At 47.8% G+C, this 13,899-nt stretch carries 14 protein-coding genes; 5 read left to right on the plus strand and 9 right to left on the minus strand.

Annotated elements, in window-relative coordinates:
• Positions 1-14: 14 nt before the first annotated feature.
• Positions 15-662, minus strand: a complete 648-nt coding sequence (locus R70331_RS25910) for an alpha/beta hydrolase (RefSeq protein ID WP_042180651.1) — start codon at positions 660-662, stop codon at positions 15-17.
• Positions 663-812: 150 nt separating this feature from the next.
• Here R70331_RS25910 and R70331_RS25915 point away from each other — a divergent pair, with 150 nt between their 5' ends.
• A complete protein-coding gene (locus R70331_RS25915; protein WP_042180653.1) occupies positions 813-1,364 on the plus strand; it encodes a helix-turn-helix domain-containing protein in 552 nt (183 codons plus the stop codon).
• 47 nt (positions 1,365-1,411) lie between these two features.
• Here the strand turns inward: R70331_RS25915 and R70331_RS25920 are convergent, their stop codons facing one another.
• Both R70331_RS25920 and R70331_RS25925 read right to left on the minus strand, forming a co-directional pair.
• Positions 1,412-1,906, minus strand: a complete 495-nt coding sequence (locus R70331_RS25920; RefSeq protein ID WP_042180655.1) for an HXXEE domain-containing protein — start codon at positions 1,904-1,906, stop codon at positions 1,412-1,414.
• 130 nt (positions 1,907-2,036) lie between these two features.
• Positions 2,037-2,750, minus strand: a complete 714-nt coding sequence (locus R70331_RS25925; protein WP_042180659.1) for a hypothetical protein — start codon at positions 2,748-2,750, stop codon at positions 2,037-2,039.
• Between the two features lie 426 nt (positions 2,751-3,176).
• On the opposite strand from R70331_RS25925, the gene R70331_RS25930 reads away from it, so the two are divergent.
• Genes R70331_RS25930 through R70331_RS25940 form a run of 3 tightly spaced genes read left to right on the plus strand, consistent with a single transcriptional unit; the run spans position 3,177 to position 5,211 of the window.
• A complete protein-coding gene (locus tag R70331_RS25930; protein ID WP_042180661.1) occupies positions 3,177-3,542 on the plus strand; it encodes a helix-turn-helix domain-containing protein in 366 nt (121 codons plus the stop codon).
• 16 nt (positions 3,543-3,558) lie between these two features.
• The gene (locus R70331_RS25935) at positions 3,559-4,359 is read left to right on the plus strand and encodes a hypothetical protein (RefSeq protein WP_042180664.1); all 801 of its coding nucleotides are present in this window, start codon (positions 3,559-3,561) and stop codon (positions 4,357-4,359) included.
• Positions 4,360-4,371: 12 nt separating this feature from the next.
• Entirely contained in the window at positions 4,372-5,211 is an 840-nt protein-coding gene (locus R70331_RS25940; protein WP_042180666.1) for a hypothetical protein, read from the plus strand.
• 426 nt (positions 5,212-5,637) lie between these two features.
• Here R70331_RS25940 and R70331_RS25945 read toward each other — a convergent pair whose 3' ends face one another.
• Positions 5,638-6,432 carry a TrmH family RNA methyltransferase gene (locus R70331_RS25945; RefSeq protein WP_042180668.1) on the minus strand — a complete coding sequence of 265 codons (795 nt, stop codon included), beginning with the start codon at positions 6,430-6,432 and terminating at the stop codon, positions 5,638-5,640.
• 24 nt (positions 6,433-6,456) lie between these two features.
• Positions 6,457-7,116, minus strand: a complete 660-nt coding sequence (locus R70331_RS25950; RefSeq protein ID WP_042180670.1) for a potassium channel family protein — start codon at positions 7,114-7,116, stop codon at positions 6,457-6,459.
• A 190-nt stretch (positions 7,117-7,306) separates the two neighbouring features.
• Between R70331_RS25950 and sspI the strand changes: the two genes are divergently transcribed.
• Positions 7,307-7,552, plus strand: a complete 246-nt coding sequence (sspI, locus tag R70331_RS25955; RefSeq protein ID WP_042180672.1) for a small acid-soluble spore protein SspI — start codon at positions 7,307-7,309, stop codon at positions 7,550-7,552.
• 77 nt (positions 7,553-7,629) lie between these two features.
• Here the strand turns inward: sspI and R70331_RS25960 are convergent, their stop codons facing one another.
• From R70331_RS25960 to R70331_RS25975, 4 genes are all read right to left on the minus strand, one after another.
• Positions 7,630-9,213, minus strand: a complete 1,584-nt coding sequence (locus R70331_RS25960; RefSeq protein ID WP_042180674.1) for a peptide chain release factor 3 — start codon at positions 9,211-9,213, stop codon at positions 7,630-7,632.
• A 248-nt stretch (positions 9,214-9,461) separates the two neighbouring features.
• Positions 9,462-10,694: an MFS transporter gene (locus R70331_RS25965; RefSeq protein WP_042180675.1), complete on the minus strand. Its 1,233-nt coding sequence runs from the start codon at positions 10,692-10,694 to the stop codon at positions 9,462-9,464.
• A 205-nt stretch (positions 10,695-10,899) separates the two neighbouring features.
• Positions 10,900-12,450, minus strand: a complete 1,551-nt coding sequence (zwf, locus tag R70331_RS25970) for a glucose-6-phosphate dehydrogenase (protein WP_042180678.1) — start codon at positions 12,448-12,450, stop codon at positions 10,900-10,902.
• 326 nt (positions 12,451-12,776) lie between these two features.
• Positions 12,777-13,733: a YwmB family TATA-box binding protein gene (locus R70331_RS25975; RefSeq protein ID WP_042180681.1), complete on the minus strand. Its 957-nt coding sequence runs from the start codon at positions 13,731-13,733 to the stop codon at positions 12,777-12,779.
• Positions 13,734-13,899: the final 166 nt, after the last annotated feature.

Here is a 13,899-nt window from a genome sequence, read left to right on the forward strand (position 1 = left end):
GTTCCACCCCTTGTTTAAATTAAATTGGCATCTTTCTTAATCCACTGCAAAAGATCCATTTGGTTCTCTTCGGATACGCCATGATCGGTCGGATATAGTTTGAACGTTACGCGCTCCGTTTGTTCATGTAGATAAGCAGCTGTCTCGTGCCCGATCCGGACCGGAAACACAGAATCATATTCCCCGTGCGAGGCAAATATAGAGACGTCCTTAATGCTGCGAAGGGAGTACTCTGTTTTCACAAAATCAGGAACATATCCGTTGAGTGCTACAATTCCCTTTAATTGTGATCCCATCGTAAGGGCAAGCGTCATGGACAGGATCGCCCCCTGGCTGAAGCCGAGCAAATAACGTCTGTCAGGATCAACCGGATACTTCTCTGTAGCATATTGAATAAAAGATTCAAGGTCGTTAACTGCCTGGTCGAACATCTCCCTTATCGGATTACCCAGGCTTTTCAAATCGTAATACTGGTATCCGGCACCGAGCGGCAGATTACCGCGAATACCTATGATGATGAATGCATCAGCCAGCGGAGCAACCAGATCATACATATTGCGTTCGTTCGATCCCTTGCCGTGGAGTGTGAAAATCACCGGATATTTCTTGCCCTGCTCCAGATTAGCCGGTAAGTGAATGTCATATGGATAAGCGGAAGTCATCCTTGATTCCTCCTTGCTCAATAAAATATTAGTAATAAAAATATATTTTCTATATGAGTAATTTAGCGCATGCCACATTGACTTGTCAACTCAAAAATTGATAATATAAAATTAAGTTTCGTATTACAAATATTCCAAGGGTGTGATCAGATGGATATCGGCTCAACAATCCGGGCTATCCGGAAGCGAAAAAATATAACGATTGCCCAAATATGCGAATTAACCGGCCTATCCCAAGGCTTTATGAGTCAGGTAGAAACCAATAAGACCTCTCCATCCATTTCCACATTGGAAAATATAGCTCAGGCGCTAAAAGTGCCCCTTGCCTACTTGCTTCTAAAGAAAGAAGAGCGGATGCATATTGTCCGTAAGGACGAACGGACCATTACAACCAGCGGCCCGGCCAATCTAAAAGTGGAACACTTGAGTTCTACCCAGAACGTACGTATGAGCATCGTAGAAATCCCTCCCGGTACTATGACTGGAGAGGCGCCGCATGCGCATGAAGGGCAGGAAGTGCATGTAGTCATTAAGGGGAGAATATACGCAGAGCAAGGAGAGGATGGAGCCGAGTTTGCGGAGGGGGATTCCTTTAGCTGGAATGCCTGCACCCCCCATCTGGTAAAAAATATAGGCGAAGACACAGCCATCGTACTAATCTCCATCTATACAGAGAATGAGAACGGACAAGACCTGTTTTAGACAAAAGCCCGCATCCATGCCATCTGGCCGGGTGCGGGCTTTTGTGCTTAGAAAGAGGATAAAGAAGAAGTTATTTTGCCGCCAACCTTAAACAAAACCGGAATGAGTGATATTAAAATAATTCCTACAAGCACTGTTGATATAATTAACTCTCTCCATATAATCAAATGATGTAAGAACATCTGATAAATAACGAATGAATTTATAGGAATGTTAAGTAATAAGCCAGTAAGCAGTCCAGGTGCATACTTTTTCATCAAAATGGTCGCTATAAGATGTGGAAAAATAGTATTTAATATCATCGAGCCTAAAAATCCAATAAAAATCCATTTTGCAAACACTGATTCTGGCATATATAAATAACTGAATGCAGATAAATAAGCCAGAATAGTTATAACAATAACAGCAAAATGAAATTCACTTGAAGCAACTGGCTTATGAAACCCTGAAGATTTCTGTGACCATTTAGGCAACCAGACTGCTTCTTCGATATTATGAAGTGTAATAGCAAAACAAAAAAATACTACCAGATAATAGTCCACTTCTCTTCCCCCATCCTTAATGTAACTTGAATGGTCAACAGTTAATCAGACAACAATCTTTATGTAACCAGTCCATACTTTACCTCACTCTGCTTTCGTTTCAACAATGAGGAAAAAGGAGAACTTCCTCCTACACCTTTGATCTTAGCAACACTTCGCTTCTTATACGTAGGATCTCATTATATTGAACAAGCATTTCTAGGATGTCATGACTCTCTTTGAGCCACTCACAATCAGAAACTTGCATTCGAGATATTAAGGGCTTGATGGTATTCCTTGAAATCGAGCCATCAAAGAACATTTCCATCTTCTCTTCTTTGACCCATTCTTTGACCGCGTTATCGCTACCGAAATATGTATTGAACCTTCCTTCCCCAAAACATTCATACAGTGTTTTAGGCATTTGATCGAAATAGAAAAAACCACGTTTTTGCATTTGTCTGTTTGGCAACCGCATCACATTAGCTCTTGTTGCAGCTAACTCAGCAAATTGATACAACTCTTTTACTAACGCATGTTCGGGCGGTAAATAGTGATTAATATTTTCTATGATGTCTTTAAAACACTCATTTTCTTTTGAGGGTGTTCTTCCATTCCCCTTATAGCTAAAGGTATCTCCTGCCATACTTTTTAAACTCATTTTCAAGGGAATCCATAGCGAAAATATAGTATCGGCATGCAAGTTTCCATCTAACCATACGACATCTAAATCATTCTTTTTACGCCATTCTTCACCACCATAACCTGGTTGTTTAGGATCAGGCATCAAGTATATTAAGAAATTGACGATTGGGTTGTCGGTGTACTCCTTGCCAATAATTTTTTTCAGTCTATTCTCTGACATTTATATTGCCCCCCTTTTAATTAAAATCCTCCGTATATGTTGAAAGGATCTTGTCGAAGAGTTGGATGAAATCCTCAAACTTCGTGGAAGAGCTAGCGGGATTCGAAGCAAACAGATAACTTGACAAAATAGGGGTTAACTTCGATGTGCCCGCGAGACGCCTGACATCGATTCTGACGCAATAATACTCGTCATAAGGTAAATAATGAAACGGCTCCCTGGGAAAGCTGAGGGAGCCGTTTCGTGAATTTGACAAGAAACAATTGGCTATGTAGGTTTAAACCGGAGAAAATCTGTCTAATGGACGTTTGAGTTATAAAATATTCGGCGACACTTATAATAATTTTTACAAATTGTAAAAACCTGTTTTACATCTTAGCTAATTCTTATATAATGAGAGTATAAAAACGAAAAGAGGTGGCTACAATGATGATCAACTTTTTTGACCACCGGACGCAAATTGCAGAGAACATCAAGGCTTTTATGAGGTTCAAAGGTTACACCAAGCTTTCACTGTCTAAATTAACAGGTATATCGAGACCTACCATCGATCTAATCCTGAAAGCAGAAAGCCCAAACCCCACTATCTATAATAACCAAATTGCCACGATCAATCAAAGCTTTGAATTGCCGGAGAACTATTTCTTGGAGAGTCGTATAACGATCACCCCTCCTGAACCTGTTTATGCGTACTCCGACCACGGTATTGGTGAAGCAAGAAGCGAACGAGCACAGCATTTGTTAGATGGGCTGGACAACATCTTGGATATCTATGCCCTTTACCTTAAATAAGAAAGGGTGATACCGATTGAGAATCACAAGTTCAAACTTGGATGAAACGATTGAGCGAAATGCCCAAATTCATAATGAAGTTAAAGCCCATATTTCGTTTATCGAAAAACGTCTAATCAAATGGCGATCCTTCCCTATTGAGCAACAAGCATTTGAGATCTTAAAGGAACATCAACTGATTGAGATCCCTATTCCTGACCTCAATTGGGGAGGAGCCATTCGTAAATTTCCAAATTGTCACAATGTCCCTATTATTAATACTGCCCAACCTCGCGTCTATCAATACTTTATCTATTGGCATGAAATCTATCACCTTACCGAAAGTGAAGAGTTAAAACTTCATGGAAACGATTATGACATTTCGGTTGAATTCGATTTAACCGAGCGTAAGGCTGACTACTTTGCAAGTCGAATGATCTTCGGTGACGGCGATTTGTATGATTACTTTCACAGCTTGGAATATGAGGACTTCTTCGTTAAAATTGCTCATTGCATGAAGTCCTATAAGGCTCCTTATAAAGCTGTCCTTATTCAGCTCTATCAGCTTGCCAAAAAGAATCAGAATCAGGCTGTTCAAGAACTGGTTAAATCTCATTTCGATAAGCAATTGACGACTCAAACATGGGAAAGTCTATTCCAAGAATACTCTTTGGACGATACGCTGATCAAACCTTCGTATGTCACGAATTTGAATGCGATCAAAGGACCCATTAAGGAAGAGATCAAACAACATTCCGACGTGGAGTTATTCGCAGAGAACCTCCGAGTTGTCGAAGAATGGGAGAAGGAATTTAAGTATGAATTAAATAAATCGTAAAGGAGCGTTTCGATGGCTAACTACGAAGCACTAGAGGACAAGCTTCGAAACGCAATAGAAGCAAAAATCTTGATTCTCGACTCAGGCAAGCTTCAATTCCTTTATCAGCATCAGGATGTACTCAAACAGGACAAGGTATTTGAAGGATTCGATGTAGTGTTGATCCCAGGTTGGGTTCAAGCGGAATATGTGCATCATACGGGGAAGGTCGAATACGTAGCTTCCATTCCGATCGATGTTCTTATACTCGAAGAAGAAGAAGACTATCCAGCAATGATCTCATACGAGCATCAAAGGTTGATGGAGATTTTTAGACTCTCTGCCCCACACGGAGAAGCATTGCGTTTCTTGTCTCTCTTATCTAGAAAAGACATTGTAGAATGGGGAGATGACTGGATCACCCGATTTTACGCTGAAGGGTTTCCGATGAAACAAACAGAAACAAGAACCACGAGAAAAAATGCCGGAGAAGCTTCAATTCTGACGCTTGCCTATCTCCTCCTTTCTCACTATCCAACACAGATTCACAACATCGCGATTGCTACTGGTGATTTCGGACTCATTAATATTAGAGATAACTTGGAGAAGCACGCAAATAATTCAAAATTAAATCTCAACATCAGCGTTCCGGTAAACATTTCGTTCTTGAGCAAGGATGTAACGATGTTCCAAGCCGTAAAGCGTGGAAGCTTACAGGTTGATGACATTCCACGTTTACGACCAAACGATAGCTCTGCCATATACCTTGAACTATTCGAGGACGGTACGAGCGTTCCTCGTAAGCTTAAGCTTGAAACCACGAAGTTTGTTGATATATGCAGGCATCATCATCGTTACATAATGATTTACTAGGCGGAGCGGGACATGCTCCGCTATTTTTACGCCCATCGTATTAACGATTTATCGGGAAGACTATTATCATTGGAAGAATTTAATCGAAGAGATAGATGAAATCCTTAAGGAATCAAAAGAAAAGAGATAACCTCATAATTCGAGGCTATTTCTTCTCCAACACACCCCAATCCCTTTCCCCACAAGGCAGAAACCAATTTTCGGGATAAAAATTCATGTCCTTTCATGTCAGGTCACAAGGGCGAAAAACTGGTAAAGAACTGGCTCAATTGTGAACGAAACGAGATAATAATTACTGTCCAAAAAGAGAGAGAAAAAGACTGGGGAAATGTGCGATTAGATACGCTGCATTTCTCCAGTCTTCGAGTGACTCTGGACAGTTATTTTTATTCAGGGACAGGAAGTTTGAAATTGGACAAGAATTTTTTATTGGTTACATCCCCGCTGCCGCATCCCCTCAAACAGCAGAATCGTAGCCGCCATCGCCGCATTCAGCGACTCGGCCCGGCCGGCCATCGGGATGATGATACTCTTGTCGACTAGCGCTGCCGTCTGCGGGGAGATGCCCTTGCCTTCGCTGCCGATCAGCAGCCACTGGCTGCCGCGGAAGTCATGCGTATAGCAGGAGTCTTCGCCGGTCAGTGAGGTGCTGACCAGAAGAGCGCCGCGTTCCCGCGCCTGCGGCAGAACAACGCCCAGATCTCCCTCGACTACGGGGAGATGGAACATCGAGCCCATCGTGGAGCGGATGGTCTTCGGATTGTACAGATCGGCACAGCCTTGGCCGAGGATAACCCCGTCCGCACCTGCAGCATCCGCGCTGCGGATGATCGTACCCACGTTGCCGGGGTCCTGGACGCCGTCCAGCACAACAATCAGACTGTCCGGCTTCGCCAGAATCGTCTCTACGCCCTGCTGCTCCTTGCGGACAACTGCAAACACCGGTTGCGGCGTATTCGTGCTGCTGCACTTGGAGATAACAGCCGCCGACACACCGATGACCTCCATGCCCTGCACCGCCTGCAGATGATCCCGCAGCTCAGACGGCATTCCCTTGTCCAAATCGTAGGCAAGGATCTCCACATCGGCTTCCGCCAGCAGTGCCTCCTGTACCAGATGAATCCCTTCCACTATATATTTGCCTGACTTATCGCGGTGTTTCTTTTCCTGCAGTCCGGCCCATTCTTTTACCCGCGTATTCTGCGGTGATAATATTTCCATGAAGTTCTTTCCTTTCGCACATCTTTATTGATAAGCCATCTCCAGCTTGGTCAGATTATCCTTGTGCCCAACGATAACCAGCACATCGCCGTCTGCCAGCCGGTCCTCGGCTCTTGGCGTGATGTTCATTTCTTCGCCCCGGCGGATAGCCATGACGTTGCAGCCGTATTTGGCACGGATGTCCAGCTCCAGCAGGTTTTTACCGAGCATCTGCTTGGGGACCTTCATGTCCAGAATGCTGTAGTCCGGAGACAGCTCGATATAATCAAGGATATTCGGCGAGGCCAGATGATGCGCCACCCGTAAGCCCATGTCCCGTTCCGGATAAATGATTTTGTCTGCGCCGATCTTGCTGAGTACCTTGCCGTGCAGCTCATTCCTTGCTTTAACCAGAATTGCCGGCACTCCCAGATCCTTAAGGATCAGCGTAGTCAGAATACTGGCCTGAATGTCTTCGCCGATCGCCACAACGACAACGTCAAAATTACGGATTCCCAGCGCACGCAGCGCTTCCTCATCAGTAGAATCTGCGGATACGGCATGGGTCACAATACCCGAGATCTCCTGGGTGCGCTGCTCATCTGTGTCGATTGCCAGCACATCGTAGCCCATGCCGCTGAGCGCCTTGGCTACACTTGAGCCGAAGCGTCCCATCCCGATAATCGCGTATTGTTTTTTAGCCATGTCCGTGTACCCCCTGCAGCATTTTTCGTCTCACACAGTATAGCATAAGGGCGGCCAAACTTGAATTTTCACTGCCGCCGCAGGGCACATTAGTACAGGGCATTTTGAATGGAGCCTGTCCTGCAGCGGCAGCCTGTTCAAGAGCTTCCGCCCATTGAAGCTTTGCATTTAATTAAGAAGGAGGTGCACAATGCCGGTAACCATTGATTTACGCCAGGCTATTCTTCATAAGGTGCACGGCCAGTCTGAGGAAGGGCTGCGCTCAATGATTGAGGGCTCTGTAGACGGACCGGAGGCCGCGCTTCCGGGACTTGGTGTCGTATTTGAAATGGTCTGGAAAGATATCGGCAAGGCCAAGCAGGATCATGTCATCGGACTGCTGCACAGGCATCTGGAGGAGATTACTCCCGGAGCCATTACCACTGAGCAGAGATAGACAGCCAAAAACCTCCGCTCTCATAACGTGCAGTTGCACCGTTAGAGGCGGAGGTTTTTGTTTAAACATTCATGGCATTAAGGAGCCGTCTCGAGGAACTTCGCAGTAGGGTTCTTATCTATCGCCGTCCGCATGGCGTACTCGTTCTCGAACAGTACGACATAGTTGCCCTTTTTATCCGTTACAAGTGTAGAGTTAATCCGGAATTTCGAAGGGTCCGGCTTGTTCTCATCATCGACGATCCAGCGCGCGAACTGATAGCTCATACGCTGCAGCATAACATCTACACCATATTCGCCCTTCATCCGGTATTCGAACACCTCGAACTGCAGCTGGCCGACTACGCCGAGCAGAATATCGTCGAAGTTAACCGTACGGAACACCTGGATCATACCCTCTTCTGTCAGCTGGTCAATCCCTTTTTGGAACTGCTTCGACTTAAGTGCATTTTTGATGCTCACTTTGGAGAAAATCTCCGGTGAGAACGTAGGCAGCTCATCGAACTCCATCTCCCCGGCCTGGCTCAGCGTATCACCGATCCGGAAAATACCCGGGTCAAACAGACCGATGATATCGCCCGGATACGCCTCTTCGACAATATCCCGGTCCTGGGCCAGGAACTGCTGCGGCTGGGACAGCTTGATGTCCTTGCCTGCCCGTACATGCTTCACACTCATCCCGCGCTCGAACTTGCCGGATACGATCCGCAGGAACGCGATACGGTCGCGGTGGGCGGGGTTCATGTTGGCCTGGATTTTGAATACATAGCCGGTAAATTTCTGATTCGTCGGCTCAATGGAACCCACAGTACTGCGGCGCGGCTCCGGCTTCGGTGCCAGCTCCAGGAAGTTATCGAGGAACGTCTGCACTCCGAAATTGTTGATCGCACTGCCGAAGAAGACCGGAGTCAGCTCACCGCGCAATACCTTTTCATAGTCAAAAGCGTCACCCGCCACATCTAGCAGCTCCAGGTCCTGGCACAGCTGGTCATGCAGATATTCTCCGGCCATCTCACGGATGATCGGGTCACGGTAGCTCTCAACCTTCTGCACCTTAATTACCGAGTGATCGTCACCCTGGAACAGCTCCACCTGATTCTTCATCCGGTCGTACACGCCGCACAGCTCACGTCCGCTGCCGATCGGCCAGTTCATCGGTACGGAGCGGATGCCCAGTACATTCTCCAGCTCCTCCATCAGATCGAACGGGCTCTGGCCTTCACGGTCCAGCTTGTTGATAAAGGTAAAGATCGGAATGCCGCGTTTCGCGCACACCTGGAACAGCTTGATCGTCTGTGCTTCCACACCCTTCGCCACGTCGATCAGCATGACCGCGCTATCCGCAGCCGTCAGGGTCCGGTAGGTGTCCTCACTGAAATCCTGGTGACCAGGGGTATCCAGAATGTTGACCCGGTGATCCAGGTAATCAAATTGCATAACGGAAGACGTTACCGAGATTCCGCGCTGCTTTTCTATTTCCATCCAGTCACTTGTCGCATGCTTGCTTGCTTTACGGGCCTTAACCGTTCCCGCCAGCCGGATTGCGCCGCCGAACAGCAGCAGCTTCTCCGTAAGTGTTGTTTTACCCGCATCCGGGTGGGAAATGATCGCAAACGTTCTGCGTTTGTCCACTTCCTGTTGCAGTTTCTGATCCGGTGTCATTGCACATATCCCTTCATATATAAATTCATGCTGCCTCTTCCATCGCACAAGGCTATGCTCAAATCGGCGCTCTGCTCATAAGTACAAATCCCTTCTACCGTAGATTCTTTATTATCCAATAATAGTCTCCGGTTCAACCACCAGTGAAAGCATCCTTTAAAGTATATCAAAATCCGGCAGACATTATCTACAAAAAAGCAGCGGAAGTCAAATAAGTTGGTGAAATTCACCGGATAAAAGCATCTTTTTTAGCCAGCTGCCGTTTCCGCTTCTGCATGGGCCGTGTCCATTATGATATGCCGCTTATTCAAAAAGAGCAAAACCGTCATGGAAAGCATCACACTTACCGCACCAAGCATCCAAATCACAGTATAGCCGAACCGTTCCGCAAGTACACCAAGCAATAAGGTCACAGCAAAGCCGGCAAGCGATTGGAGGGCGGACAGGCCGGAGGTGAATGTGGCTCTTTTGCCCCTGGGAATGAAATCCTGTACCCATGCGCTGAATAAGGAGAACTCCAGTCCGAGCCCAAATTCATACAGGATCAGCCCCGCAATAAATATACCCGGATGTGCAGACAGCCCTGCCAGCAGCAGCCCTGCGGCCGAAATCACCATTCCCGTGCAGATAATCCGCACAGCCGGAATCCTTCGCTTCACCAGAAAAGAGCTGCAGAACGATGACAGACTGATTACAGCCATAAAAACGGTCAGCAATCCTCCTAAGGAACCTGCGGGCAGACCCAGCTCATTTACTCCATATACCTGCCAGCTCAGCAGAAAAGCCAGCAGGGCCGCATGGCTGAATATACTTTTTAGCAGAATGAACCGCATCAGCTTATTCCGGGCAAATTGAATTGTCGTGATATACACCTCTTTAAAAATCCCGGCCTCTGTCCGCACCCCATAATTGTCACTGAACCGCAGCCAGACGTACAGGCCAAGCCCAACTGCCACTGCCCCCGCTATAGCAACCGGAAGATAGAGGTAAATATTGCTGCTAAGGGATGCGAGCAGTGCTCCTGCAACCGCAAACGCCGAGACATATCCGTTCAGGCGCGGCAATGCAATATTTTTATACTCCGGCATGCCCAGATCCTCGAGCTTATCCAGATACCAAGCCTGCGGCGAGCCGGAGATCAGCGCAACCCCCAGAGACATCACAACCGCAGAAACGATATAAACCGCCAGATTGCCGGCAAATGCAAATACAGTCAGTCCGCCACCCCAGATTATAAATCCGATAGCCGTCAGTCTCTTCCTTCCATATAAGTCGGACAGATTGCCGCTTGGGTAATCAAATATCGCAAGAGACAGCGAGGATACCGCAAAAATAATACTGATCTGCAGCGGATCAATCCCCCTCATGCTCATCAATACGATAAAAACCGCTCCATACATCTTGTCAGCCAGACTATAGCCGCAAAGCATCGTTCCGAGAAAAAAACTGTACTGCCTGTGAGCCTGCCCTGTCCTCTTCATCAAAGAATGCCCCATTTCTGCAACAAAATTATGTAGGCCTTCGGCGGCTTGCTGTGCTTCCCCGGACTGCCTCTCTCTACATTTAATGGAATTATATAGCAAGTAAAATGAAATGGAATCCTTTTATTGTAACTTTCATAGAAAATACAAAAACAGCGGTCCCCCGCCATCGGGGAACCGCTGTTCTGAAATCTATAGCGCTGTACTAGCTGTTCACACGCCATACCACATTATCTTCATCCTGTCCGTTCACCGGCCACCAGTGGAAGCCGTCCTGATCCAGCAGCTGATCTGCTTCTACCGGGCCCCATGAGCCTGCAGGGTAGGACGCCAGATCATTATTCTCTTCCTTCCACGCTTTCGCGATCCGGTCTACAAACGACCAGGCCGAGGATACTTCATCCCAGCGGGTAAAATAGGTCGAGTCACCGCGTGCCGCATCATGCAGCAGACGCTCGTAGGCCTCAGGGGAGTTAATGCCGACCATGCAGCTCTGGCAGAAGTCCATCGCCAGCGGCTGAATTTCCGACTCTGAACCCGGCTTCTTGGCATTGATCTTCACGTAAATGCCTTCCATCGGATTAACGCGGATAACGAGCAGGTTCGGCTCAAGCTTATGCTTCTGGCCCAGGTATACGTTAGTCGGCATACCTTTGAACTCCACAACCACTTCCGTCGTCTTCACCGGCAGGCGTTTGCCGGTACGGATGTAGAACGGAACGCCCGCCCAGCGGAAGTTGTCTACAAAGATACGGGCCGCAAAATACGTCTCGGTATTGGATTCAGGATCTACCTTATCCTCCTGGCGGTAAGCCGGCAGGCTCTTGCCTTTGTACAAACCTTGAGTGTATTGCCCGCGCACCACGTTCTCGCGCACTTCTTCAGAGGAAGAGTAAGGACGCAGCGAACGGAGTACCTTAACCTTCTCGTCACGGATATCTTCAGCCAGCAGACGGCTTGGCGGCTCCATTGCAATCATCGTCAGCAGCTGCAAAATATGGTTCTGTCCCATATCGCGCAGGGCTCCCGCATGATCATAATATCCGCCGCGCTCTTCTACCCCGACCGTTTCACCAAGGGTAATCTGAATGTTGGCAATATGCTTATTGTTCCACAGCGGTTCAAAGAACGCATTCGCAAACCGGATAACCTCAATGTTCTGGACCATTTCCTTGCCGAGATAGTGGTCGATCCGGTAAATCTCTTCTTCCTTGAACACCTGGCGGATCTGCTCATTCAGTTGCTCAGCAGATTCCAGGTTGTAGCCGAACGGCTTCTCGATAACCAGACGGTTCCAGCCTGCGCCCTGCAGCATGCCTCCGGCTTTAAGGTTGAACGACACGCTGCCGAACAGCTCGGGAGCAAGCGCCAGGTAGAACATCCGGTTACCCGGAATCTGGAATTTCTCTTCAAGCTGCTCCGTCTGCGCACTCAGCTCACGGAAGCCGTCAACATTATTGATGTCCAGCGATTTATATTCGAAATGCTGAACAAATTCGTTCCATTCAGCAGCATCGGCTACCTGATAACGGCAGAATTCACGGATGGATTCTTTCACATCCTCACGGAATTCCTCCTGGGTACGGGGACGCCGAGCCACGCCAATTACCGCAAAATCATGAGTCAGCTTGCCTTCACGGTACAAGCTGTATATCGCCGGAAAAAGCTTGCGGCGGGCCAGATCTCCGGTTGCCCCAAAAATAAAGAATACAGCACCGGGTGTGTGCAGTGCATCAAGGGTTTGATTTTCAGCCATGGCTCCTCATCTCTCTGTATGTAATATAGTTATTGACAATCATTCTCAACAAGCCGCATAACGGCGTGATGTCATTTTATCATATTCGCAGTAAGGATGCTATCACATTCCTGACAGTTTTTCTCGGGATTTCGTAATTTTCCATTACTCTTTCTTATTCATTTTCATACAGCAGCTTATATTCCGGCAGCAGCGGCTATTTCTTTAACACTTGCATATTATACCTTCCGGCAAAAAGCTCCGCAAACGCGGAGCCCGGTTTGCGGAGCTTTGTATTAGCATGTACTGAAACGGACCGGATTATGACGATAATATTGAACCGCTCCTTAATATTCGATCGTTATCAGCGGCAGCCCGATGGTCACACGGTTACTGTTGTCATTGCTGTTCTTGTGTACGGCAGCCTGAAGGGCTAATCTGTGCTCACCGCTGTTCACATATCTTTGTGCACCAGTGATGCCGTACGAACGGCTGCTGGTCGCGTCATCCTCGTAGCTTTCCAATGCCTCTAGTCCATCCAGACGCTCAGCCATTATCCCCTCCACCCGCTCAAGCGCTTCACCGGATGATTCCTCTGCCAGCGATGTGCCCTGCAGCGAAGCATTCCACTCCGGTGTGATGCCGGCGGCCAGCAGCTGTACTCCGGCATCTGCCGCTACAGTCTGAAATGCAGCTGCCTGCAGCAGCTCCCGTGTTTCCACAGTCACAATTACATAGCTTGCGCCTTCGCCCAGCTCACTCCAGAACAATGACATGCTGCTATGTGAATCCAGCGGACGGGAGGCCCTATAGGTTACGTGACCGTCTTCCTCAGTGGCCTCCGGCGTGCCTAGTCCGAGCTGTTCGGCCAGCCGGGCTGCTGCAGTTGCATTAGTATGTGGCACAGCTTGAGGTACTGCTGTGGCTTCCGCATGGAACGTGGCTTGAGTTATAGCGGCGGGAACTGTTTGAGACTCGGTTGGTGCTGCTGCAGGACTTTCTTCCTGATTTGACGCATTATTAGGAGCTGTAGCTTTACCGTTGTATTCCCCTTGCCATTTGACCACCATCCGCAGCGGAGAGCCGGCGGCAGTTACCTCCCGGCCAGCCGAGATCAGAAGCTCCAGTGAGCGGAGCAGCTGCTCCGGGCTGGACGCAGACAGAGAGGTGTCTGCTCCAGCTTCCTCGGTATTCGTGCGGCTGGCTCCGCTTGCGAATCCCGCAAGCAGCAGCACCAGCAGACTGAGGCCAATGATGACCAGCGTTAACTTCCCCGTCCCTTGTCTATGTCTGCCCGCCTGCATTCCGCATCTCCCTCTCTCATCCAATCTAGCAATCTACTAGAAAGGATAGCCCGATTAGGGAGGAGTTATACTTGCCTTGCCAGATTCCTGCTAAATTTCCAAACTTACAGGGTATTGCGATTTAGTGTGCATCCATACGCTTCGGGTGTTGAACTTAATTTAGAAG

Source organism: Paenibacillus sp. FSL R7-0331 (assembly GCF_000758645.1).
Lineage (GTDB): Bacteria > Bacillota > Bacilli > Paenibacillales > Paenibacillaceae > Paenibacillus_AQ > Paenibacillus_AQ camerounensis.